This is a genomic window from Rhizobium aethiopicum (genome assembly GCF_014197535.1).
GTDB lineage: Bacteria > Pseudomonadota > Alphaproteobacteria > Rhizobiales > Rhizobiaceae > Rhizobium > Rhizobium aethiopicum_A.
Window position 1 is genome coordinate 195,682 of the sequence record NZ_JACIFV010000003.1, and the last position, 22,567, is coordinate 218,248.

Annotated in this window: 21 protein-coding genes; 7 read left to right on the forward strand and 14 right to left on the reverse strand. The window is 61.0% G+C overall.

The window, feature by feature from the left end; genetic code table 11:
* The first annotated feature begins 9 nt into the window (after window positions 1-9).
* A complete protein-coding gene (locus GGD53_RS06385) occupies window positions 10-270 on the forward strand; it encodes a YMGG-like glycine zipper-containing protein (RefSeq protein WP_003543792.1) in 261 nt (86 codons plus the stop codon).
* A 416-nt stretch (window positions 271-686) separates the two neighbouring features.
* On the opposite strand, the gene GGD53_RS06390 is transcribed toward GGD53_RS06385, so the two are convergent.
* Together GGD53_RS06390 and GGD53_RS06395 are read right to left on the reverse strand one after the other, a co-directional pair.
* Entirely contained in the window at window positions 687-1,412 is a 726-nt protein-coding gene (locus GGD53_RS06390) for a beta-ketoacyl-ACP reductase (protein WP_184454615.1), read from the reverse strand.
* 69 nt (window positions 1,413-1,481) lie between these two features.
* Window positions 1,482-2,663 carry an acetyl-CoA C-acetyltransferase gene (locus tag GGD53_RS06395; RefSeq protein WP_184454617.1) on the reverse strand — a complete coding sequence of 394 codons (1,182 nt, stop codon included), beginning with the start codon at window positions 2,661-2,663 and terminating at the stop codon, window positions 1,482-1,484.
* 238 nt (window positions 2,664-2,901) lie between these two features.
* On the opposite strand from GGD53_RS06395, the gene phaR reads away from it, so the two are divergent.
* Entirely contained in the window at window positions 2,902-3,477 is a 576-nt protein-coding gene (gene phaR / locus GGD53_RS06400) for a polyhydroxyalkanoate synthesis repressor PhaR (RefSeq protein WP_064805627.1), read from the forward strand.
* On the opposite strand, the gene GGD53_RS06405 is transcribed toward phaR, so the two are convergent.
* The 5 genes from GGD53_RS06405 to mtgA all read right to left on the reverse strand — a co-directional run bounded on the left by GGD53_RS06405 (window position 3,472) and on the right by mtgA (window position 6,580).
* Window positions 3,472-3,879, reverse strand: coding sequence for a hypothetical protein (locus GGD53_RS06405; protein ID WP_184454619.1), 408 nt, complete (start codon window positions 3,877-3,879; stop codon window positions 3,472-3,474). The two genes, phaR and GGD53_RS06405, sit on opposite strands and share 6 nt — an antisense overlap.
* 142 nt (window positions 3,880-4,021) lie before the next feature.
* Window positions 4,022-4,207, reverse strand: coding sequence for a 50S ribosomal protein L32 (gene rpmF, locus GGD53_RS06410; RefSeq protein WP_003543812.1), 186 nt, complete (start codon window positions 4,205-4,207; stop codon window positions 4,022-4,024).
* Between the two features lie 156 nt (window positions 4,208-4,363).
* On the reverse strand, window positions 4,364-5,011 hold the full coding sequence (locus tag GGD53_RS06415) for a glutathione S-transferase family protein (protein ID WP_184454621.1): 648 nt from the start codon (window positions 5,009-5,011) through the stop codon (window positions 4,364-4,366).
* Window positions 5,012-5,024: 13 nt separating this feature from the next.
* Window positions 5,025-5,747, reverse strand: a complete 723-nt coding sequence (locus tag GGD53_RS06420; RefSeq protein ID WP_184454623.1) for a DUF1868 domain-containing protein — start codon at window positions 5,745-5,747, stop codon at window positions 5,025-5,027.
* 95 nt (window positions 5,748-5,842) lie between these two features.
* Entirely contained in the window at window positions 5,843-6,580 is a 738-nt protein-coding gene (mtgA, locus tag GGD53_RS06425; RefSeq protein WP_184454625.1) for a monofunctional biosynthetic peptidoglycan transglycosylase, read from the reverse strand.
* A 134-nt stretch (window positions 6,581-6,714) separates the two neighbouring features.
* Between mtgA and GGD53_RS06430 the strand changes: the two genes are divergently transcribed.
* Window positions 6,715-7,629 carry a polyprenyl synthetase family protein gene (locus GGD53_RS06430; protein WP_184454627.1) on the forward strand — a complete coding sequence of 305 codons (915 nt, stop codon included), beginning with the start codon at window positions 6,715-6,717 and terminating at the stop codon, window positions 7,627-7,629.
* 9 nt (window positions 7,630-7,638) lie between these two features.
* Here GGD53_RS06430 and hisC read toward each other — a convergent pair whose 3' ends face one another.
* From hisC to GGD53_RS06450, 4 genes are all read right to left on the reverse strand, one after another.
* Window positions 7,639-8,700 (reverse strand): histidinol-phosphate transaminase, encoded by a 1,062-nt coding sequence (hisC, locus tag GGD53_RS06435; RefSeq protein ID WP_184454630.1) that lies wholly within the window; start codon window positions 8,698-8,700, stop codon window positions 7,639-7,641.
* A 16-nt stretch (window positions 8,701-8,716) separates the two neighbouring features.
* The gene (ispG, locus tag GGD53_RS06440; RefSeq protein WP_184454632.1) at window positions 8,717-9,967 is read right to left on the reverse strand and encodes a flavodoxin-dependent (E)-4-hydroxy-3-methylbut-2-enyl-diphosphate synthase; all 1,251 of its coding nucleotides are present in this window, start codon (window positions 9,965-9,967) and stop codon (window positions 8,717-8,719) included.
* Between the two features lie 96 nt (window positions 9,968-10,063).
* A complete protein-coding gene (locus GGD53_RS06445; protein ID WP_184454634.1) occupies window positions 10,064-11,257 on the reverse strand; it encodes an MFS transporter in 1,194 nt (397 codons plus the stop codon).
* Window positions 11,258-11,337: 80 nt separating this feature from the next.
* Window positions 11,338-12,114, reverse strand: a complete 777-nt coding sequence (locus GGD53_RS06450; protein WP_184454636.1) for a DeoR/GlpR family DNA-binding transcription regulator — start codon at window positions 12,112-12,114, stop codon at window positions 11,338-11,340.
* A 325-nt stretch (window positions 12,115-12,439) separates the two neighbouring features.
* On the opposite strand from GGD53_RS06450, the gene GGD53_RS06455 reads away from it, so the two are divergent.
* The 3 genes from GGD53_RS06455 to GGD53_RS06465 all read left to right on the forward strand — a co-directional run bounded on the left by GGD53_RS06455 (window position 12,440) and on the right by GGD53_RS06465 (window position 14,868).
* On the forward strand, window positions 12,440-13,213 hold the full coding sequence (locus GGD53_RS06455) for an amino acid ABC transporter substrate-binding protein (RefSeq protein WP_184454638.1): 774 nt from the start codon (window positions 12,440-12,442) through the stop codon (window positions 13,211-13,213).
* A gap of 216 nt (window positions 13,214-13,429) precedes the next feature.
* Entirely contained in the window at window positions 13,430-14,110 is a 681-nt protein-coding gene (locus GGD53_RS06460; RefSeq protein WP_064805609.1) for an amino acid ABC transporter permease, read from the forward strand.
* Window positions 14,107-14,868 carry an amino acid ABC transporter ATP-binding protein gene (locus GGD53_RS06465; protein WP_184454640.1) on the forward strand — a complete coding sequence of 254 codons (762 nt, stop codon included), beginning with the start codon at window positions 14,107-14,109 and terminating at the stop codon, window positions 14,866-14,868. The genes GGD53_RS06460 and GGD53_RS06465 overlap by 4 nt, the downstream gene beginning before the upstream one ends.
* Window positions 14,869-14,925: 57 nt before the next feature.
* On the opposite strand, the gene GGD53_RS06470 is transcribed toward GGD53_RS06465, so the two are convergent.
* The 3 genes from GGD53_RS06470 to GGD53_RS06480 all read right to left on the reverse strand — a co-directional run bounded on the left by GGD53_RS06470 (window position 14,926) and on the right by GGD53_RS06480 (window position 20,081).
* A complete protein-coding gene (locus GGD53_RS06470; protein WP_184454642.1) occupies window positions 14,926-15,498 on the reverse strand; it encodes an NADPH-dependent FMN reductase in 573 nt (190 codons plus the stop codon).
* 189 nt (window positions 15,499-15,687) lie between these two features.
* A complete protein-coding gene (pyc, locus tag GGD53_RS06475; protein WP_184454644.1) occupies window positions 15,688-19,152 on the reverse strand; it encodes a pyruvate carboxylase in 3,465 nt (1,154 codons plus the stop codon).
* Between the two features lie 173 nt (window positions 19,153-19,325).
* Window positions 19,326-20,081 (reverse strand): helix-turn-helix transcriptional regulator, encoded by a 756-nt coding sequence (locus GGD53_RS06480; RefSeq protein ID WP_184454646.1) that lies wholly within the window; start codon window positions 20,079-20,081, stop codon window positions 19,326-19,328.
* 384 nt (window positions 20,082-20,465) lie between these two features.
* Here GGD53_RS06480 and GGD53_RS06485 point away from each other — a divergent pair, with 384 nt between their 5' ends.
* Window positions 20,466-22,229, forward strand: coding sequence for a glucan ABC transporter ATP-binding protein/ permease (locus tag GGD53_RS06485; RefSeq protein ID WP_184454648.1), 1,764 nt, complete (start codon window positions 20,466-20,468; stop codon window positions 22,227-22,229).
* Window positions 22,230-22,567 lie beyond the last annotated feature (338 nt).

Here is a 22,567-nt window from a genome sequence, read left to right on the forward strand (position 1 = left end):
AGTTACGACATGATGAAGAAGATTGTTCTTATCGGCGCGCTCGTGGGCGCTCTCGCATCCTGCACGGCGACCGAGCAGGGCACGGCGATCGGCGCCGGCACCGGCGCGGTCATCGGTGGTGCCGTCACCAACAGCTGGGGTGGTGCCGCCGTCGGCGCCGTTGCCGGCGGTCTGACCGGCGCTCTCATCGGCCAGTCGGTCGAACGCCGCGGCTACTGCGTCTATCGCGACCGTTACGGCCGCCGCTACGAGGCCCGTTGCCGCTACTGACCGTCAAACGCATATCGGACTTCCCAACGGGCGCTTCGGCGCCCGTTTTCTTTGCCGGCGGGTGTCAACGTGACGTTGACGATTGGTCGTGAAAGTCAAATCTACCGGCGCCCACTTGCTGGGCGCATGTTTCCTTCGTGAGCGCAGGGCTGGCACCATGGCCCGAGGCACTGAAAGGAATATTCGCATGGACCAGATTGACCTGAATTCCACCGTCGCTATTCTCGTCGCCGCGGCTTTCCCTGACATCCGCGGTCTCAGCTCTTCGTAGCGGCGATCGCTCGCGGCAGCGAGTGCCGGTCAAGATTCGGGTTCAGCGGGATCGGAACACCGGCAACCGCTTCTGACCTCCCGAACAAAAAGCAAAGGCGCGTCCTGCAACGCGCCTTTGCAAATCGACAAACGTTCGTCCTGTCTTAAACGAAGAACTGCCCGCCATTGGCCGTCAGCGTCGAACCGGTGATGAAGCCGGCATCGTCGGAGACGAGGAAGGTGACGCAGCGCGCGATTTCTTCCGGTTCGCCGAGACGGCCGACCGGGATCTGCGGAATGATGCGTTCATTCAGCACTTTCTCCGGCACGGCAAGCACCATTTCCGTCCCGATATAACCGGGGCAGATGGCATTGACGGTGATGTTTTTCGCCGCGCCTTCCTGGGCAAGCGCCTTGGTAAAGCCGAGATCGCCCGCCTTGGCCGCGGAATAGTTTGCCTGGCCCATCTGGCCTTTCTGGCCGTTGATCGACGAGATGTTGACAATGCGGCCGAAGCTGCGGTCGCGCATGCCTGTCCAGACCTGATGCGTCATGTTGAACAGGCCGGTGAGGTTGGTGTTGATCACCTCGTGCCACTGTTGCGGCGTCATCTTGTGGAACATCGCGTCGCGGGTGATGCCGGCATTGTTGACGAGGATTTCGACCGGTCCGATCTCTCGTTCGACCTTGGTGATCCCTTCACCGCAGGCAGCGTAGTCCGAAACATCCCATTTGAATACCGCAACGCCGGTGACGTCGTGGAAGGCATGAGCCTTCTCGTCATTACCGGCATAAGTGGCCGCAACCCTGTAGCCGGCATTTTTCAGCGCCATGGATATCGCTGCGCCGATGCCGCGTGTACCTCCGGTGACCAGAGCCACTCTGCTCATGTTCCGCTCCCCCTCTGTGTTTTCGCCCGCTCGTGGCGGCATTTCAATCAATGACGGATCGTATGCTATTTAAAGCGCTTCAAAGCACATGGCGACGCCCATGCCGCCGCCGATGCAAAGCGTTGCGAGGCCCTTCTTCGCGCCGCGGCGCTTCATCTCGAACAGCAGCGTGTTGAGAATGCGCGCGCCGGAGGCGCCGATCGGATGGCCGATCGCAATCGCCCCGCCATTGACGTTGACGATCGACGGATCCCAGCCGAGATCCTTGCTGACGGCGCAAGCCTGAGCCGCGAAGGCCTCGTTGGCCTCGACGAGATCGAGATCGTTCACAGACCATCCGGCCTTTTCCAGCGCCTTGCGCGACGCCGGGATCGGGCCGGTGCCCATGATTGATGGATCGACGCCGGCCGTTGCCCAGGAAACGATGCGGGCAAGCGGCTGAATGCCGCGCCGGGCCGCTTCCGCCTCGCTCATCAGCACGGCGGCGGCAGCGCCGTCGTTGAGACCGGAGGCATTGGCGGCGGTGACAGTGTCATCCTTGTCGAAGGCGGGACGGAGCTTGCCCATCGCCTCGAGGGTCGCGCCGTGGCGGATATATTCGTCGGCATCGACGGTCACGTCGCCCTTACGTGTCTGGATAATGTAGGGAATGATCTCGTCGGTGAAGCGGCCGGCCTTCTGCGCGGCTTCAGCCTTGTTCTGGGAGGCGACGGCGAACTGATCCTGCTCGTCGCGCGACAGCTGCCACTGCCGCGCAATATTCTCGGCGGTGATGCCCATATGGTAGCCGTGGAAGGCATCGGTCAGGCCGTCCTTGATCATCGTGTCGACCATCTTCATGTCGCCCATCTTCACACCGCCGCGCAAATGCGCGGCATGCGGCGCCATCGACATGGATTCCTGGCCGCCGGCAACGATGATCCTGGCGTCGCCGGTGGCAATCTGCTGCATGCCGAGCGCGACTGCGCGCAGGCCCGAGCCGCAGAGCTGGTTGACGCCCCAGGCCGTCGTTTCCTTCGGAAGGCCGGCCTTGATCGCCGCCTGACGGGCCGGGTTCTGGCCTTCGCCCGCGGCCAGCACCTGGCCGAGGATCACCTCATCCACCTCGCCGGCGTCGACACCGGCTCGCGCGAGCGCGCCCTTAATGACGGCCGCGCCGAGTTCATGTGCGGGGACCGTTGCAAAAGCGCCGTTGAACGAGCCGACGGCTGTCCGACCTGCGCTGGCGATGACGACGGATGAATTGCTCATGGGGAGGCTCCTCGTTTTTCGTCCCACTTACATAAGGGGAAACTGGCAAAGCTTTGAGCACAAGTCAAACGCGAAGACCGGCCGCCGGCATTTTTCGCCGGCGGCCCGCAAAGCCAATTCGTATGATCTGTTAAAGGTTTGCCGCAACGCACAAAGAGATTGTCACCAGCCTTCTTTTGCGTTTACAGTCTGAAGTGGAGGAACATCCAAAAATCAGACGGGGGTTCAGGAGGCTGATATGGCGAAGAACGAGGGTCAGATAGTCATCAAGAAATACGCCAATCGCCGCCTATACAATACAGGCACCAGCACCTACGTGACGCTGGAAGATCTGGCGGAGATGGTGAAGAAGGGCGAAGATTTTACCGTCCAGGACGCAAAAAGCGGGGATGACATCACCCATTCGGTGCTGACCCAGATCATCTTCGAGCAAGAATCGAAGACCGGCAACACACTGCTTCCGATCTCCTTCCTGCGCCAGCTGATCACCTATTACGGTGACCAGATGCAGATGGTCGTGCCGAGCTTCCTCGAACATTCGATGCGCGCCTTCAGCGAGCAGCAGTCCCAGATGCGCGAACAGGTAAACCGTGCCTTCGGCGAAACGCCGCTCGGCAAGAACCTGCAATTGCCGATGCAGATGGTCGAGGACCAGGTTCGCCGCAATACCGAGCTGTTTCAGCAGGCAATGCAGATGTTCTCGCCTTTCATGACACCGCCGGCGGCCAAGGAGAGCCGCAAGGCCGAGGCCAAGGATATCGACGAGCTGAAGGAGCAGCTCCGCGCTCTCCAGAACAAACTCGACAACCTATAGGCCGATAGAGACATCCCGCCCGGCGCTTCGGATCGAAACGGCAAAACCGCCGATCACATCGATCAGAGCGATCGTCATCAAAATGAAGAACACTTGCGTCGCAGCGTCCTGGACGAGCAGAAACTCGACCAGGAAAGCGATGAAGACCAGCATCGACAATATGTGGTTGAGCAGGTTGCCCGGCCCGGTTCGGGTTGCTTTCAGGATTTCGAAGAACAACACGACAAGGGCGACGACGATGAAGAGATCGCCGAGCGCCATGCTCCAGATCGCGCCCGAGAGCATCGATAGCACGATGATGTCATGTTGTAAGGCGGCGATGCCGCCGCCGCCCATCAGGCCGAGCATCGCCAGATTGTAAAGAACAAACGGAATAATCATCAGCGGCATTGCGGTTACCATCGGCAATCTCCTTGCGCAGGAAGAATACTGCCGCAAACCGCTGTCCTACTGCAAGTCGTTGCAAATATTATCTTGCCGAAATGCAAAAGGCCGGCATGAAGCCGGCCTTGAAACTTGCGATCGGATGATCCAGATCTGAAAATTATGCGCTTTCCTTCGGCGTCAGAACCTGGCGGCCGCGATACATGCCGGTCTTCAGATCGATATGGTGCGGGCGGCGCAGTTCGCCGGAATTCTTGTCTTCGACGTAGGTCGGAGCCTTCAGCGCGTCAGCCGAACGGCGCATGCCGCGCTTGGACGGGCTCGTTTTTCTCTTCGGTACAGCCATTTTTCTTACTCCACTTGCGGGCAAAACATTCCCACGGCCAGACTGGCGGCCGAAACGGACATGTCGCGATTTCGGAAATTTTGCGCGCTTATACATGCAAGGGGCGGCCTTGACCAGTCCCCATGCATATTTTTTGCGAAGCCGATGATTCGAGCCTCAGACCTCGTCTTCCGCCACGATCCAGGGCTCGGCACGGGCCGCTTCTTCCCATTTCCGCCAGGCCGAATGCGACTTCATCGTCTCCATATAGATGAGTGTATCTTCCCGGCTGACGAGATCATAGACGTCGAACCGGTTGACCACAGGCGCAAACATCGCATCCGCGCCACTGAAGCGCCCAAAGAGAAACGGTCCGCCGGATTTCTGAAGGAGGTCTCGCCAGATCGTCTCGATACGGCCGACATCGGCGTCGACGCCGTCAGGCAATGCGATCCCGCCTCTCGGCCGACGAATATTCATCGGGCAGGCATTGCGCAGGGCTCGGAAGCCTGAAAGCATTTCCATCGAAACAGAACGGGCGAGCGCCCGTTCGGCACGGTCGCGCGGCCAAAGGCCGGCGTCCGGATAAAGCTCGGCGGCATATTCGATGATCGCCAGAGATTCCCAGATCTTCAAACCACCATGCTGCAGGACCGGAACCCTGCCGCTCGGCGATATCGCCTTGATGTTGGGATTGCCGCCCGCATCGTCGAAGGGGATCAGGACTTCCTCGAAATCGACGCCGGCGCCCGTCAGCGCCATCCACGGCCGGAACGACCAGGAAGAATAATTCTTGTTGGCGATGTAGAGCGTCGGTCTGTCCATAGGCCTCTCCCGTTCAGGCATCGAAATCGAAGATCAACAGTTCGTGGAAGTGGTTCATGTCCTCGAACACGCAGAACGCCGGCGGCGCAAGCTCGAAAACAGGGGCCCTGCGGCGGATATCCTCGGCCACCTCGTCGAGCATTGCCTGCCATCGCGGCAAGGCTTCATCCTCCAGCCGCTCGATCACATAGGCGAAGGTGATGTGGAACTTGTAATCCATATGGTTGGGCTGGCGATAGCCGAGAAGATCGGCAAGCGCGTTGCGCCAGGCGCGCATGACCTTGCGGTCCTTCTCCGTCGCTCCGTCGACAAGCAGGCCCGACGGCCGGGCTTCGACGACGGCGACTTTGAAGGGCTCCGCCATCGAGAAACCTTCGAACCGCGCCGCCATGAGTTCGGTCATATCGTCGATCGGCGTCTCGAGAGGGAGGTCTATAGGCCAGCAGTCCTGCCGGCGCCTGGTCTCGATGACGCCCTCGAAAAGCGTCATGTGAAGGCTCGAGATCGGCGTGAAGAGAAATTGCGGCGCCTCGGGCATCGCCAGATATTTCTCACGCGCCTCTATCAGCGCCGTCAGCGTTCTTGAACCCTTCTCGGGGTGGCAGACGATGGTGTTGCCGGCTTCGGGCAGGAAGCCGCCGATCTTGCCATAGCGGCTGCCGAGATGGGAGGGCGGGTTCGAATTGTGTGTCTTCGAGTACAGCAGAAGCTCGGGAGAAAAGGTCGGGGCGGTCATGGGCGACTCGGGGGCTCTGGTGGATTGCATTCGCCCATATGGCAGAACCAAGAATGTCAGATGACGGCCACCGCTTCTAATGACAAGTTATGATCTCACTCATAGATGCACTTGATGTAGTCGCCCGAACCCTGCGCGCGTCTCTCGATGACACCGGCTAGCCGGCGAAGGCCTCGTCCGGGCTTGCCTGCTTTGCGGTCGATCGGGTTCGGCAGCGAAACGGCAAGCAGCGATGCCTGGCGCCGCGTCAGCTTCGAGGCAGGTACCTTGAAATGATGCTGGGCGGCGGCCTCGATGCCGTAAATGCCGGGACCCCATTCGGCGATATTGAGATAGATTTCCATCAGCCGCCGTTTCGACAGGACGAAATCCGTGGTGACGGCGAGCGGAAGCTCCATCGCCTTGCGCACGAAGGAGCGGCTGTTCCAGAGAAAGAGGTTCTTGGCCGTCTGCATCGGGATCGTGCTGCCGCCGCGTGTCGCCTGACCTTTCAGCGTGTCCTCGACCAGCATGCGCATCTCCGCCCAGTCGACGCCGCCATGGAAACAATATTGCCCGTCTTCGGACATCATCACCGATTGCACCAGGACCGGAGAGATCTCGTCAAGCGACACCCATCGGCGGTCATAGCCGCGCAGCAGCACCAGATCGCGCAGCATCAGCGTCGAGACGGGATGGATGAAGGGCAGCAGGTAGAGGAAGATCAGCGCGTAAGGAAGGATCAGCACGGCCAGCAAGCCAAGAACGATACGCTTCAGCACAGGCCGATCTTCGAACCATCGCCGACGGGCCGGCATGTCGGCGATATCCTCTCTCTCCGTCGCTATATCCAATGTCCCCAGCCCATTTTGCTCCCTTTCGTTCTCATAACGCCTGTGAGCCGCTTATGCCAGAGCACAAGGGAAATCTTGCGGCAGTCATCGACAATTCCGTTGCAAGCCCCGATGCCCCATGCCAAACAGCGCCCATGGACGCGAACCGGGACACTTTCGAGACGAGGCTTAGCAACAACGCGCGAGAAATCGAGGCGCTGCTCGATACATTGCTTTCACCGAGCCCTCTTTCCGATGAAATCGTCAGGCCCGACACCCTGCGCAGCGCCATGCATTATGCCGTGCTGAACGGCGGCAAGCGATTGCGCCCATTCCTTGTTGCCGAAAGTGCGGCCCTTCTCGGCGGCGATGTGCAAGCGGCCCTTCGGGTCGGCGCCGCACTCGAATGCGTTCACTGCTATTCCCTCGTGCATGACGACCTGCCGGCGATGGACGATGACGATCTGCGCCGCGGCAAACCGACAGTGCACATCAAGTTCGACGAAGCCACCGCAATCCTCGCCGGCGACAGCCTGCTGACCTACGCCTTCGACATCGTTGCCGCGCCGGAAACGGCCCTTCCCGATACGAGCAAAGCGGCGCTGGTGCTTGCCCTCGCCCGGGCAGCCGGTCTTGGCGGCATGGCCGGGGGCCAGGCGCTCGATCTTGCCGCGGAAAAGCAGGCTCCCGACGAAGCCGGCATCATCCGCCTACAGGCGATGAAAACCGGCGCGCTGATCCGCTTCGCCTGCGAGGCTGGCGCCATTATCGCGGCAAGCCCGCCCGAAGATCGCCGTCGCCTGCGCGCCTTCGGCGAAAAGATCGGCCTCGCCTTCCAGCTGGCCGATGATATTCTCGACCTGACTTCGGATACTGAGACCATGGGCAAGGCGACGGGCAAGGACGCAGGCCGTGGCAAGGGCACGCTCGTGGCGCTCCACGGCATGGAATGGGCCGAGGCCGAGCTTCGTCGGCATGTGCACGATGCCGAAGATCTGCTTGCTCCCTACGGTGCTCGCGCCTTTGTTCTCACCGCCGCGGCGCATTTCATCGCCGACCGTAAGAGCTAAACTGTCGGATCAAGCCGCCAATATTTCCTTGAGAGCGGCAACCAGCCGCGCGCATTCTGCGTCGGTGCCGATGCTGATGCGCAGGAACTCCGAAATGCGCGGCTCGGCGAAGCGCCTGATGAGAACATCGCGCTCCCGCAAAGCGGCTTGAAGGGCTACGCCCGGCCGGCTTGCGTGCCTCACAAAAATGAAATTCGCCTGCGACGGCAGCACCTCGAAATCCAGCGCCTCAAGCTCCCGGACGAGGTTTTCCCGGCTGGTGATGATTTTCCGCCGGCATGTCTCGAACCACGCCTCGTCTTTGATCGCCGCCGTCGCGCCGACCTGTGCCAGGCGATCGAGCGGATAGGAATTGAAACTGTCCTTGACCCGCACCAGCGCCTCGATCAGATCCCGGTGCCCCAGGGCGAAGCCGACGCGTAGACCTGCGAACGAACGAGATTTCGACAAGGTTTGGATGACCAGCAGGTTGGGATAGCGAGAAATGAGCGGCACGGCGCTTTCCCCGCCGAAATCGACATAAGCCTCGTCGATCACGACGACCGCATCCGGATGGGCGGCAAGAAGCGCCTCGATCCCGGCCAGCGGCAGGCCGATACCTGTCGGTGCATTCGGATTGGGGATGATGATCGCGCCGCATGGTCTGTCGTAATCCGACAGCCGCATCCGGAACTGATCGTCGAGAGGTATCTCGATAGTCTCGACACCATATAGCAGGCTATAGGTCGGATAGAAGCTGTAGGTCACATCGGGATAGAGAAGCGGCAGATCGTGGTTCAGCAGCGCCTGGAACGTATGGGCGAGAACCTCATCGGAGCCGTTGCCGACGAATACTTGTTCGGCCGTCAGCCCGAAACGGGCGGCGATCGCCTCGCGCAACTCGGTGGCGGCGGGATCGGGATAGAGCCGCAGACGATCGTCCGTCGCTTGCCTGATCGCCTCGATCGCCTTTGGGGACGGCCCGTAGGGATTCTCATTGGTGTTGAGCTTGACCAGGCCGGGAATGCGCGGCTGCTCGCCCGCGATGTAGGGCCGAAGCTTGCTAACGATATCAGACCAATACCGGCTCATTCGAACGCGCGGGCCTTCATTCCGCCGCCGTCCGCTGGCCGAAGCGCTGCTCGATATAATCGATGACAAGTGCCTCGAAATCGGCGGCGATGTTGGGGCCGCGCAGCGTCAGCGCTTTCTTGCCGTCGATGAAAACGGGAGCGGCTGGCGTCTCACCGGTGCCGGGAAGCGAAATGCCGATATCGGCATGTTTGCTTTCGCCAGGCCCGTTGACGATGCAGCCCATGACGGCGACGTTCAGCGCCTCGACGCCTGGATATTTCTCACGCCAGACCGGCATGTTCTTGCGAATGTCGTTCTGGATGTTCTGCGCCAGCTCCTGGAACACCGTCGAGGTCGTGCGTCCGCAGCCGGGACAGGCGGCAACCACCGGTACGAACTGCCGGAAGCCCATGACCTGCAGAATTTCCTGCGCCACCTGGACTTCGCGGGTGCGGTCGCCGTTCGGCTCGGGCGTCAGTGAGACGCGGATCGTATCGCCGATGCCGTGCTGCAGCACGAAGCCCATGGCAGCCGACGAGGCAACGATGCCCTTGCTGCCCATGCCGGCTTCGGTCAGGCCGAGATGCAGCGCATGGTTCGAACGCTCGGCGAGCATCGAATTGACGGCGATCAGGTCCTGCACCTGGCTGACCTTGGCCGACAGGATGATGCGGTTGCGCGGCAAGCCGATTTCCTCGGCAAGGGCGGCCGAAAGCAGCGCCGACTGCACGATCGCCTCGCGCGTCACCTGCCTGGCCGACTGCGGCGAGCCGGCCTCGGCATTCTGATCCATCAGCGCCGTCAACAGGTCCTGATCGAGCGAGCCCCAGTTGACGCCGATGCGCACCGGCTTGTCGTAGCGGATCGCCATCTCGATGATCTCGGCGAACTGCTTGTCCTTCTTGTCCTTGAAGCCGACATTGCCGGGATTGATGCGGTATTTCGCCAGCGCCTCGGCACAGGCAGGATGATCGGCAAGCAGCTTGTGGCCGATATAGTGGAAGTCGCCGATCAGCGGCACGTCCATGCCGAGCCGCAGCAGCCGCTCGCGGATCTTCGGCACGGCAGCCGCACTCTCGTCGCGATCGACGGTGATGCGCACCAGTTCCGAGCCCGCCCGGTGAAGGGCCGCGACCTGCGCAACGGTCGAATCGATATCGGCCGTGTCGGTATTCGTCATCGATTGCACGACGATCGGCGCGCCGCCGCCAACGATGACGCCGCCGACGTCGACGGCGACGGAAGCGCGGCGCGGTTTCGGATCAAAATCGGCGGCTGACAACATGCAGAGTTCTTGCACCCCTAAAAACAGTGCCTTTCAGGTGGATCAAGCCCGGCTGCTTGTCAACCGCCTCCCATATCACTTTTGTTCCGGGGCGGCTCAGTGGCCGCCTCCGGAGACCCCGTCGGCATAATGGGCCAGCTTGGAGAACATGAGAACGAACAGCAGCAGCACCGGCAGCGCCATAAAGACGACGGCAAAGCCGATATGCTCGGCAACGAAGCCGATCACCGACGGCGCGACCAGCATGCCGGAATAGCCCATCGTCGTGACGACCGAGATGCCGATGCCGGGTTTGAGGCCGGGAATATTGCCTGCAGCCGAGAAAGCGATCGGCACCATGTTTGATATGCCGATGCCGCAAAGGGCAAAGCCCAGAATGGCGATCTCTGCGTCCGGCGCGAGGCTCGCCAGCAACATGCCGACAATGGCAAACAGCGTGCAGATGCGCAGTGTCTTGACGCCTCCGAGGCGGTCGCGCACCAGATCGCCGGCAAAGCGCATGGTCGCCATGGTCGCCGAAAAGGCTGCGAAACCGAGACCTGAAAGCGCCACCGACGCATCCATGTCCTGCCGGAGATAGAGCGCGCCCCAATCCAGAACCGCGCCTTCCGGCACCATGGAGAACAGCGCCATCAAGCCGAGCAGCCACGGCAGCGGCACCATCGGCAGCCTCGTCTTCTCTTTTTTGGCGTCGGGATGGGGCGGATCCGCAAGGATCATCGGCCATGCCAGAGCGAGGAAGATCGCCGCCAGCACGGTCGCGAGCTGGGCATGGCCGAGAACGCCGAGTTTGGCGATCACGATGCCGCCGAGGCCCGAGCCGATCAAGCCGCCGAGGCTCCAGAAGGCATGACAGGACGACATGATGGCGCGGCGCATGGATTTTTCGACAGACACCGCATTGGCGTTCATCGCCACATCCATGGCGCCGATGAAGCCGCCGAACAGGAAGAGCGAGATTGCCGCGGTAATCACATTCGGCGCGAGCGTCAGAGCCAGGAGCAGCGGCAGCACGCAGACGGCGGTTGCCCGAACAACGACCCGTGAGCCATGCCTGGCAATCTGCGCACCCGCGATCGGCATCATGACCAGCGAGCCGACGCCGAACACGATGATCATCAGCCCGAGCTCGAACTTGCTCAGCCCGAGCCGCTCGGCAAAATCCGGGATCTTCGGCGCCCAGCAGCCGACGACAAAGCCGTTCATGAGAAAGAGCAGGGAAACCGCCGCCCTGCTTCTGGTGATGAAGCCGCTGCGGACCCCCGACGGCGCATTCACATGACTGTCCATTTTCGGTCTTTCCTCGCTCTCGGGCTTTCCTCGCTCTCGGGCTTGGGAGCACCCGTTTTTCTAAACTCCGCGACGGCGGCTCAGTTCGTTTTTTCGGCGATGACGGTGCGGCAGCCGCGCTCGCGATAACCCGCAAGAATGGCGGGATCGACGTCGTGCTCGACGACCAGGCACTCGCAATGCGCAACCGGAAGGATGCTGTGGGGCGCAGCCGTGCCGAATTTCTCCGAGGTCACCGCCGCCATAACCCTTTTGCTTCTCGATGCTGCAAACCGCTTGAACTCCGCATCCTCGAAACCGAAGGTCGTGATGCCGGCCTCGAGATCGATGCCGCAGGCGCCGAGAATGCAGAGATCGGGCGAAATCTGTTCCATATCCCGCAAGGCCTTGGCGCCGAGGGCGCCGCCTGTCTGCCGGTCCACCATGCCGCCGATCAGGATGACGTTGACGGCGGGTTTGTCGATGAGCGCTGCGGCGATCACCGGCGCATTCGTCGCAGCCGTCAGTTCGAGTTCGGCAGGCAGGGCATTGGCAATCGCCAGATTGGTGCTGCCGGCATCGAAAAACACGCAGGAACCGGCAGCGATCTGCTTTGCCGCAGCCCGCGCCACGGCCTGCTTGCGGTCGGCAGCAAATCCCGTGCGCTGCGTCAGGCTTCCATGCGCCGGCGACACCGGCAATGCGCCGCCATAGACCCGCTCGCAGAGGCCTGCCGCCGCCATCTCGCGCAGGTCGCGCCGCACCGTATCCTCGGAGACGCCGAATTCGAGCGCAAGCTCCGCCGCCAGCACCCGGCCATTCAGCCGCAGCCGCTCGGAAATAACGCCTTGACGCTCTCGCAACAGAAAATCCTGCATGTTCCTACCGGATCAAATGGCTGAACTGATGTAAACGTGTATAAACGCTTACGATCGTGCAGACAATATGCACGGTTACACATTTTCTGACGCAGTGACACAAAGCTGCATGATCACAGCGCACGGGCTTCGATCGGTCGATGAGCAAAAGACCGCAACGCGACCGCGGCGACGCCAATTCCGTGGAATTCGTGCGTGGAGTTGACCGATTGAGAAAAATATTTGCAGTTGCTGCTTTTATTCGCAGTTTTCTACGCTTCCGGCGCCCTAGTTTTCTGCAAAGTATCGCTCATCCGATCGCAACCTTCCAAGGATGGATAGAACAATGAACTGGTTGAAAACCGTTGCCGCCGCTGCCCTTATTCAGGCCGCAGCCCTCCTGCCCGCCCATGCCGGCGAAAACCTCGCCGCCATCAAATCGGCCGGCATCTTCAAGATCGGCACCGAGGGCACCTATGCGCCCTTCACCTATCATGACGAAAGCGGCAAGCTCGTCGGCTTCGACGTGGAGATCGGCGAAGCCATCGCCGCCAAGCTCGGCGTCCAGGCAGAATTCGTCGAAGGCAAGTGGGACGGCCTGATCGCCGGCCTCGACGCCAAGCGCTACGACACTGTCATCAACCAGGTCGGCATCACCGAAGCTCGCAAGCAGAAATACGATTTCTCCGAACCCTATATCGCCTCCAAGGCCGTGCTCATCGTTCGCGAGGGCGACGACAGCATCAAGACCTTCGCCGACCTGAAGGGCAAGAAATCAGCCCAATCGCTAACCAGCAACTTCGGCAAGATTGCCACCGAATCCGGCGCCGAGCTCGTCGGCACCGATGGTTTCGACCAGTCGATCCAGCTCGTGCTGACCAAGCGCGCTGATGCGACGATCAACGACAGCCTGTCCTTCCTCGATTTCAAGAAGCACAAGCCGGATGCGCCGGTAAAGATCGCCGCCGAGCAGGAGAATGCCGATTATTCCGGCATCATCATCCGTAAGAACGAGCCGGAGCTTCTCGCCGAAATCAACAAGGCGCTTGCCGATATCAAGGCCGACGGCACTTACAAGAAGATCGCCGACAAATATTTCGGCCAGGACGTTTCGAAGTAAGCACCACTTGAAAAGAAGTCCCCTCCCCAACCCCTCCCCACAAGGGGGAGGGGCTTTAGTGGCGCACCGCCTCATTTCAAAATAACGTCCCGACTTGCAGCTCCGTCGCTGTTTAATGCAGCGCGGGAGGCGGATTAAGCCCCTCCCCCTTGTGGGGAGGGGTTGGGGAGGGGTATTCCGAGATATCACCACTCAATCCATGAGAGGGAATGTCCCTTGGCGCACTGGCTCCAACTGATGGCGGAATCGCTTCCCTCGCTCCTCTGGGCGGGATTGATCTTCACCATTCCGCTGACGCTGCTCTCCTTCACCTTCGGTCTGATCCTCGGCCTGATCACGGCGATCGCCCGTCTTTTCGGTCCGGCGCCCGTCGCGGCGATTGCCCGGTTTTATGTCTGGGTTATTCGCGGCACGCCACTGCTCGTTCAGCTCTTCGTGATCTTTTACGGCCTGCCGAGCATCGGCATCCTGCTCGACGCCTTTCCTGCCGCGCTGATCGGCTTCACCCTGAATATCGGCGCCTACAGCTCCGAAATCATCCGCGCGGTCATCTCCTCCGTGCCGAAGGGCCAGTGGGAAGCAGCCTATTCGATCGGCATGAGCTGGCGTCAGGCGATGAGCCGGACGATCCTGCCGCAGGCAGGCCGCGTCGCCGTGCCGCCTCTGTCGAACACCTTCATCTCGCTGGTCAAGGATACCTCGCTTGCCGCCGCCATCACCGTGCCGGAGCTCTTCCAGGCGGCGCAACGCATCGTCGCCACCACCTACGAGCCGCTGATCCTTTATATCGAGGCGGCGCTGATCTATCTCGTCCTCAGCTCCGTCCTCTCGCAGCTGCAGGTGCGGCTGGAACGTCGTTTCGCGCGTTATGGCGGCATGCTGGAGGCAAACGCATGATCGAGCTTTCCAACATCGAGAAGCGCTTCGGCGATGCCGTCATTCTGAAGGATATCAGCATCCGCATTCCCGAGGGCAGCGTCACCGCGCTCGTCGGGCCGTCCGGCGGTGGCAAGAGCACGCTACTGCGCTGCATCAACCTGCTCGAGATCCCAACTTCGGGCGCGATCCGCCTCGGCGAGGAAGAGCTTTCCTTCGCGCCCGGCAAACGCTTAGGCTGGCAGGCGATCCAGAAAATCCGCCGTCAGACCGGCATGGTCTTCCAGAATTTCCAGCTCTTTCCGCATCAGACCGCGATCGAAAACGTTATGGAAGGTCTGGTCACGGTGCTGAAGTGGCCGAAGGAGAAAGCGCGCGAACACGCCATGGAACTGCTGACCAAGGTCGGCATGGCGCACAAGACCGATGCCTGGCCCTCGACCTTATCGGGTGGTCAGCAGCAACGCGTGGCAATCGCCCGAGCACTCGCGCCGTCGCCGCGGGTGCTTCTCTGCGACGAGCCGACCTCGGCGCTCGATCCGGAACTCTCGGCGGAAGTGGTCGATGTGCTGGGTCAGCTTGCCCGCGAAGGCACGACGATGGTCATGGCCACCCATGATCTCCGGCTCGCCTCGAAAATCGCCAATGACGTCGTCTTCCTGGAGGCTGGAAGCGTGGTGGAAACGGGCAGCGCGAAAGCCATTTTCAGCGCGCCCAAGCGCGAACGCACCAAGCGCTTCATCTCAACGATCAACGCCGCCCATACTTACGATATCTGAAACGTCTCACGTGAATCGTGATTCACGTGAGACGCTTTGCTTCTCGGCGAACTGCCCTCAGGCTGAGGTGACGACAGAACGCGCTGCCTTCAACGCGTTGCCCCACCAGATGAGCTGATCGAGCTGGTTCTTGGCCGCCTCGTTGAGGTGCGGGTAATCGCCAAGGCTCTTGCCTTCCTTGAGCACGCTCAGATATTCGTTGAAAGCGATGTGCACGCCCGTTTTCACCGAGGCGGCGCCCATTTCCACGAAGATCAGCCTCAGATGCTCGACGGCGCGCGCACCGCCGACGCCGCCGTAACCGACGAAGGCGACCGGCTTGTGGATGAACTCGCCGAGATCGATAGCGTTCTTCAGAACCGCCGTCGGCGCATGATTGTACTCGGCGACGGTGAATATGTAGCCGTCAAATTCGCGCAGCTTCTTCTTCCAGTGCTCGGCGGTGTCGCTTTCCGCCGTGGTGGCGCGCTCTTCGCCAAAGAAATGCATGGGATAGTCGAGAAGATCGAGAACCTCGACTTCCAGATCGGAGCGCTGGCCGGCGAGCCCGGCAATCCATTTTGCCGGATGTTCGGCAAAACGGCCAATACGAGTGCTGCCGACAATGACGGCGATCTTCAATTTGCTCATGAAATCGTTTCCTGATTGATCTTGGGAGGGGCAGGCAGGCAAGTCTACGAAAAAGCCTCCCCGCCGGGCAAGGCGAGGAGGCCATTCGCTTTTCGAAAAAGCCGGTCTTTTAACAGCCTGGCTCTACACAATCGGGTGATCAGCCCGACCTGGCAAGGACGGGCGGACGAAACCTTTCGTGCCGTTCGCTCATCCGCCGTAAACCACCAGCAGGTCCTTCGCATCGATCTGGTCGCCGGCCTTGACCAGCACTTCGGCAATGGTGCCGTCCTTTTCCGCATGGATCGCAGTTTCCATCTTCATGGCCTCGATCGAGACGAGCACGTCACCGGCGCTGACGACCTGGCCTGAAGAGGCGAAGACGCGGCTGATGACGCCGGGCATCGGCGCGCCGACCTGGGCGGCGTTGCCGACCTCGGCCTTGCGGCGCACGGCTGCCCCGGTCGCCCCATGGGCTCGATCGGGCACCTTGATGCGGCGCGGCTGGCCGTTGAGCTCGAAGAAGACGGTGACCATGCCCTGGCTGTCGGTCGCGCTCATCGCCTGGTTGACGATGACGAGCGTCTTGCCCTTTTCGATATCGGCAAACAGCTCCTCGCCGTCTGCCAGCCCATAGAAATAGGCGGGCGTCGGCAGCACCGAAACCGGGCCGTAGGTATCGGAGGCAAGCGCAAAGTCGGTGAAGACCTTCGGATACATCAGATAGGAAGCGAATTCGAAGTCGCTGACCTCACGCTCCAGCTTCTTCTCGATGACCTTGCGTTCCGCATCGAGATCGGCTTCCTTCAGCAGTGAGCCCGGACGCACCGTATAGGGTTTTTCGCCCTTCAATGCCTTCTTCTGCAGCGCTTCCGGCCATCCCGACGGTGGCTGGCCGAGATCGCCCTTCAGCATCGACACCACCGATTCCGGGAAGGAGACTTCGCGGTCGGGGCTGACGACATCGGCGACCGTCAGGTCCTGGGAGACCATCATCAGCGCCATGTCGCCAACGACCTTGGAGGATGGCGTCACCTTGACGATGTCGCCGAACATCTGGTTGGCGTCGGCATAGGCCTGCGCCACCTGATGCCAGCGGGTTTCCAACCCCAGCGAGCGGGCCTGCTCCTTGAGGTTGGTGAACTGGCCGCCCGGCATTTCATGCAGATAGACCTCCGATGCCGGCCCCTTGAGATCGCTTTCGAAGGCGGCATACTGGTTGCGCACCGCTTCCCAATAGAAGGAAATGCGGCGGATCCATTCCGGATCCAGGCCGGGATCGCGCTCGGAGCCGGAGAGCGCCTCGACGATCGAGCCGAGACAGGGCTGCGAGGTATTGCCGGACAGCGCATCCATCGCCGCATCGACGGCATCGACGCCGGCTTCGACCGCGGCAAGAACGGTCGCCGCCGCGATGCCCGATGTATCATGCGTGTGGAAGTGGATCGGCAGGCCGGTCGCTTCGCGCAACGTCTTGAACAGAACCTTCGCCGCCGCAGGCTTCAGGAGACCCGCCATGTCTTTCAGCGCAATGATATGGGCGCCGGCCTTTTCGAGCTCGACGGCAAGATCGGTATAGTACTTCAAGTCGTACTTCGGCCGCGCCGAGTTCAGGATGTCGCCGGTATAGCAGATCGCCGCCTCGCAGAGCTTGTTCTCCTCGGCAATGGCATCCATCGATACCCGCATGTTCTCGACCCAGTTCAGGCAGTCGAAGACGCGGAAGAGATCGATGCCGCCCTTGGCAGCCTGGCGGACGAAGTATTTGACGACATTGTCGGGATAGTTGGTGTAGCCCACACCATTGGCGCCGCGGAGCAGCATCTGCAGGAGCAGGTTCGGCGCCCCCTCGCGGATCAGCGCCAGGCGCTCCCACGGGTCTTCCGTGAGGAATCGCATCGAGACGTCGAAGGTGGCGCCGCCCCAGCATTCGAGCGAGAGCAGGTTCGGCAGCGCGTGCGCATAGGTGCCTGCAATGCGGGCGATGTCATAGGTGCGCATGCGGGTGGCGAGCAGCGACTGGTGGCCGTCGCGCATCGTCGTGTCGGTCAGAAGCACCCGCTTCTCGTTGCGCATCCATTCGCCGAATTTCTTCGGGCCAAGCGTGTCGAGAAGCTGCTTCGTGCCATCCTTCACGCCGTTGCCATTGGCATAGGGCACCACCGGTCTGGCGGCATTTTCCAGCGGCTTCGGCCTGTCCTTGGCCTCGGGATGTCCGTTGACGGTGACGTCGGCGAGATAGGTCAGGAGTTTCGTCGCGCGGTCCTGGCGTTTGACCTGCTGGAAGAGCTCCGGCGTCGTGTCGATGAAGCGGGTCGTATAGCTGTTGTCGCGGAATTTCGGGTGGCCGATGATCGCTTCGAGGAAGGTCAGATTGGTGGCCACACCTCGGATACGGAATTCGCGCAGCGCCCGGTCCATGCGGGAAATGGCTTCCAGCGGGTTCGGCGCCCAGGCCGTGACCTTGACGAGCAGCGGATCGTAATAGCGGGTGATGATGGCGCCGGAATAAGAGGTGCCGCCGTCGAGGCGGATGCCGAAGCCGGAGGCCGAGCGATAGGCGGTGATGCGGCCGTAATCCGGAATGAAATTATGTTCCGGATCTTCCGTCGTCACGCGGCACTGCAGGGCGTGACCGTTGAGACGGATGTCTTCCTGCTTCGGCACGCCCGATTGCGGCGTGCCGATCGCAAAGCCGTCGAGGATGTGGATCTGCGCCTTGACGATATCGATGCCGGTGACGACTTCGGTCACCGTGTGCTCGACCTGGATGCGCGGATTAACTTCGATGAAGTAGAATTTGCCGGTATCGGCATCCATCAGATATTCGACGGTGCCGGCGCCGATATAGTTCGTCGCCTCTGCGATCTTCAGCGAATAGCCGGCAAGCTCCTGGCGCTGCGCTTCCGAAAGATAGGGTGCCGGCGCGCGCTCGACGACCTTCTGATTGCGGCGCTGAACGGAACAGTCGCGCTCGAAGAGATGCACGACATTGCCGTGGGTGTCGCCGAGGATCTGGCTTTCGACGTGGCGGGCGCGCTCGACGAGCTTTTCGAGATAGACTTCATCCTTGCCGAAGGCGGCCATCGCCTCGCGCTTGGCTTCGGTCACCTCCTTGGCGAGATCGGCCTCGGAACGAATGACGCGCATGCCGCGCCCGCCGCCGCCCCAGGAGGCCTTCAGCATAACGGGATAACCGATCTCGGCCGCCATTCTGGCGACTTCCTTCATGTCGTCCGGCAGCGGCTCGGTTGCCGGCACGACCGGCACGCCGACCGAGATCGCCAGGTTGCGCGCCGCGACCTTGTTGCCGAGCTGGCGCATCGTATCGGCCTTCGGACCGATGAAGATGATGCCGGCCTTGTTGCAGGCATCGACGAATTCCGGGCTTTCCGACAAGAGGCCGTAGCCCGGATGGATCGCGTCGGCACCGGAAAGCTTGGCGACGCGGATCACCTCGTCGATCGAAAGATAGCTTTCGATCGGCCCGAGATCACGCGCCAGATGCGGACCGCGTCCGACCTGATAGCTCTCGTCCGCCTTGAAGCGGTGCAGCGCCAGCTTGTCCTCCTCCGCCCAGATCGCCACCGTTTTTATTCCAAGCTCGTTGGCCGCGCGGAAGACGCGAATGGCTATTTCGGAGCGGTTGGCAACGAGTATCTTGGATATGGGCAAAACGGTCTCCTCCGTCGTTCAGACGCGGGCATGCTGCACCCGCGAAGAAAATTCTTAACTTCTTGTCACGGGAAGTTCAATTTCTCTTGCGACTGCGAAATGCACTTTCTCGCCATGCCAGGACATGTCGGCCGGCGGTATGCAGCGATTTCCACCGAGATGGATAGAAAAGCCTAGCTTATCAGACCGTGGCGGAAGGCAAGCGCCACTGCCTGCTGCCTGTTCTTTGCCTTCAGCTTGCCCTGCAGACCGTTCATGTACCAGTCGACGGTATGGTTTGAGATCTTCAACATTTTGCTGATCTCCATCGACGTCATGCCTTCGGCAAGATAGTGGAGGATTTCCATCTCGCGCCGCGTCAGCGGCGTCTCAGTCGGCAGCATCGTTTCCAGCGCCTCAGCCTCGCCTTTCAGGTCAAGCAATCGCCAGAAGGTCTTGCGCGCCACGGCCTCGAGCAGCGCGATTTCCACCGGCGACAAATCGATCGGCTTGCCGCCGAGGCTGAGGCTGCCGAGAATGCCGTTGCGCCCATGAATCGGAAAGAGATAGCCGTCCTCCAATCCGTGGCCGAAGGCATCGACCATCATCTGCTCCATGCGGCGCTGATGCGCGTCACCGTCGAAGGCTGCCATGCTCTCCCGCCAGCGGAAGGGCCGTTGCGCATGCGCGAGATAACGCACCATCGGATCGATCCGGACATATTTTTTTGCGGCATATATCTGTAGCCATTGTTCCGGCCAGCGGCCGGCAAGCGGCGCGGCGCGCAGTTCGATCTTCTGCTGCGCCGGGTTTTGCTGCAAATGTCGCAGCAGACCGTAATACTCGAAACCGGAACCGTGGAGGACCTGCTCGAGCTCGGTGACGACGGCGTCCGGATTTGGGCACTCTTCCAGAATGACAAGCAATTGAATTAAAGAATTAATATTCACAAATAGCGCCCTTTGTCCGGACCTGATGCCCGCATCCAGGCCGTTGGCGGCTGTTCAGATTGGTCGCGTAACGGTCTTCTTCAAAAAATGCAGTCTCTAATTTAATGCTGCGCTAAACATCGATTAAAATGCAAGCGCAAATTGTCGCGAGATATAATCATGGTGGAATTCCGGCGCCAGACCCCGCGCCGAAAAATCTGAGGAGCCCGAGAACGCCTCCGTTCTATCCTATTGAGGCGGCTTCAAATTCGTCGCAGCTGTGATCGTGCAATCAAGTTAACCACCCGGCGGGTTGAATTCCGAATACTCCGTTAATCGCCGGTTCAGGTAGCCTTTTATAGCATCCCATCATTCCCGTTTTCGCAGATGCACAAGAGGTTAGACGTGTCGCTATTCAAGGTCTATGCAAGAGCTCTGCGCTATCTTGGCGCTTACAAGCTCCGCGTATCCCTGGTCGTTATCGCCAACATTGTTCTGGCGACCATCACCATTGCGGAACCGATCCTGTTCGGTCGCATCATCGATGCGATATCGGGCAAGGGTGAAGTCAAGCCCATCCTCTTCATGTGGGCTGGTTTCGCCGTGTTCAATACCGTCGCCTTCGTTCTGGTCTCCCGCGAGGCCGACCGGCTTGCCCATGGCCGGCGGGCGACGTTGCTGACGGAAGCCTTCGGCCGGATCATTTCCATGCCGCTTGCCTGGCACCATCAGCGCGGCACCTCCAACGCGCTGCATACGCTGCTGCGTGCCTGCGAGACGCTGTTCGGCCTCTGGCTTGAGTTCATGCGCAATCACCTGTCGACGGTCATTGCGCTGTCCCTGCTGGTGCCGACGGCAATGTCGATGGACTTGCGCCTCTCCGCGGTGCTGATCGTGCTTGGCATCGCCTATTGGCTGATCGGCCGCGTGGTCATGAGCCGCACCAAGGATGGCCAGGCTTCGGTCGAAAACCACTACCATACCGTCTTCTCGCATGTCAGCGATTCGATCAGCAACGTCTCCGTTCTGCATAGCTACAACCGCATCGAAGCGGAAACCAAGGCGTTGAAATCCTTCGCCAACCGGCTGCTGGAAGCGCAGTATCCGGTGCTCGACTGGTGGGCGCTCGCCAGCGCGCTGAACCGCATGGCCTCGACCATCGCGATGATGGTGGTTCTGATCATCGGCACGATGCTCGTCCAGTCCGGCGAGCTGCGCATCGGTGACGTCATTGCCTTCATCGGCTTTGCCAACCTGCTGATCGCCCGTCTCGACCTGATGCGCCAATTCGCGACGCAGATCTTCGAGGCCCGCTCCAAGCTAGAGGACTTCTACACGCTCGAAGACTCGGTGCGCGACCGTGAAGAGCCGGCCGGCAATAGCGAGATCAAGAACGTCAAGGGTGCGGTCGAATTCCGCGACGTCTCCTTCGGCTTCGGCAACAGCTCGCAGGGCCTGCACAATGTCTCCTTCTCGGTGAAGGCAGGCCAGACGGTCGCCATCGTCGGCCCGACCGGCGCCGGCAAGACGACGCTGGTCAACCTGCTGCAGCGCGTCTACGACCCGCAGGGCGGCCAGATTCTCGTCGACGGCACCGATATCACCAAGGTGACCCGGAAGTCGCTGCGTCGCCATATCGCGACCGTCTTCCAGGATGCGGGCCTGCTGAATCGCTCGATCAGCGACAATATCCGCCTCGGCCGCGAAGGTGCGAGCGAGGAAGACATGCGCCGTGCGGCCGAAGCCGCCGCCGCCGCCGACTTCATCGAGACCCGTGAGGATCGTTACGATACCCATGTCGGCGAACGCGGCAACAAGCTCTCCGGCGGTGAACGTCAGCGCATCGCGATTGCCCGCGCCATCCTCAAGGATGCGCCGATCCTGGTGCTCGATGAAGCGACCTCGGCGCTCGACGTCGAAACCGAAGCCCGCGTCAAGGCCGCGATCGACAATCTGCGGCAGAACCGCACCACCTTCATCATCGCCCACCGTCTCTCGACGGTCCGCGAAGCGGACATGGTGCTCTTCCTTGACGACGGCCGTGTCGCCGAACAGGGCAGCTTCGATGAGCTCAGCCACAGCAACGGCCGTTTCGCCGCGCTGCTGCGCGCCAGCGGCATCCTGACGGACGAAGAAGTCCGCAAGGCCCACACCACCGAAGCCGCCTGAGCGCTTCAGGTTACAGGATAAAGCCGGAAGGAGCGATCCTTCCGGCCTTTTTGTTTGGTGACGATTAAGGGCGTTGCATTGAACTCGGTTCATACGCCACGCTTGAAGACTTTGCTTCCTCCCAGAGCCGCTGCGGGCGACCATGCGTCGGCCACATGCCGTGTGGCACCCCCCTCTGCCCTGCCGGGCATCTCCCCCACAGGTCGGGAGATCGGCTGGTCGCAACGGTTTCGCCAAACAACAGTGCTTGCCAATCAGTAGAATCCTAGAAAGGGAACGAGCAATCGCCTCTTGCTGATCTCCACCCTTGTTGTGGGGGAGATGCCCGGCAGGGCAGA

Bases quoted from the DNA above. Each gene is read 5' to 3' on its own strand.
- GGD53_RS06390 (WP_184454615.1), bottom strand. From the start codon at position 1,412: ATGAGCAGAGTGGCTCTGGTCACCGGAGGTACACGCGGCATCGGCGCA.
- GGD53_RS06415 (WP_184454621.1), bottom strand. From the start codon at position 5,011: ATGGACAGACCGACGCTCTACATCGCCAACAAGAATTATTCTTCCTGG.
- GGD53_RS06455 (WP_184454638.1), top strand. From the start codon at position 12,440: ATGAACTGGTTGAAAACCGTTGCCGCCGCTGCCCTTATTCAGGCCGCA.
- phaR (WP_064805627.1), top strand. From the start codon at position 2,902: ATGGCGAAGAACGAGGGTCAGATAGTCATCAAGAAATACGCCAATCGC.
- GGD53_RS06450 (WP_184454636.1), bottom strand. From the start codon at position 12,114: ATGCAGGATTTTCTGTTGCGAGAGCGTCAAGGCGTTATTTCCGAGCGG.
- GGD53_RS06445 (WP_184454634.1), bottom strand. From the start codon at position 11,257: ATGGACAGTCATGTGAATGCGCCGTCGGGGGTCCGCAGCGGCTTCATC.
- hisC (WP_184454630.1), bottom strand. From the start codon at position 8,700: ATGAGCCGGTATTGGTCTGATATCGTTAGCAAGCTTCGGCCCTACATC.
- GGD53_RS06430 (WP_184454627.1), top strand. From the start codon at position 6,715: ATGGACGCGAACCGGGACACTTTCGAGACGAGGCTTAGCAACAACGCG.
- rpmF (WP_003543812.1), bottom strand. From the start codon at position 4,207: ATGGCTGTACCGAAGAGAAAAACGAGCCCGTCCAAGCGCGGCATGCGC.
- GGD53_RS06420 (WP_184454623.1), bottom strand. From the start codon at position 5,747: ATGACCGCCCCGACCTTTTCTCCCGAGCTTCTGCTGTACTCGAAGACA.
- GGD53_RS06465 (WP_184454640.1), top strand. From the start codon at position 14,107: ATGATCGAGCTTTCCAACATCGAGAAGCGCTTCGGCGATGCCGTCATT.
- GGD53_RS06470 (WP_184454642.1), bottom strand. From the start codon at position 15,498: ATGAGCAAATTGAAGATCGCCGTCATTGTCGGCAGCACTCGTATTGGC.
- GGD53_RS06405 (WP_184454619.1), bottom strand. From the start codon at position 3,879: ATGGTAACCGCAATGCCGCTGATGATTATTCCGTTTGTTCTTTACAAT.
- GGD53_RS06385 (WP_003543792.1), top strand. From the start codon at position 10: ATGATGAAGAAGATTGTTCTTATCGGCGCGCTCGTGGGCGCTCTCGCA.
- GGD53_RS06395 (WP_184454617.1), bottom strand. From the start codon at position 2,663: ATGAGCAATTCATCCGTCGTCATCGCCAGCGCAGGTCGGACAGCCGTC.
- ispG (WP_184454632.1), bottom strand. From the start codon at position 9,967: ATGTTGTCAGCCGCCGATTTTGATCCGAAACCGCGCCGCGCTTCCGTC.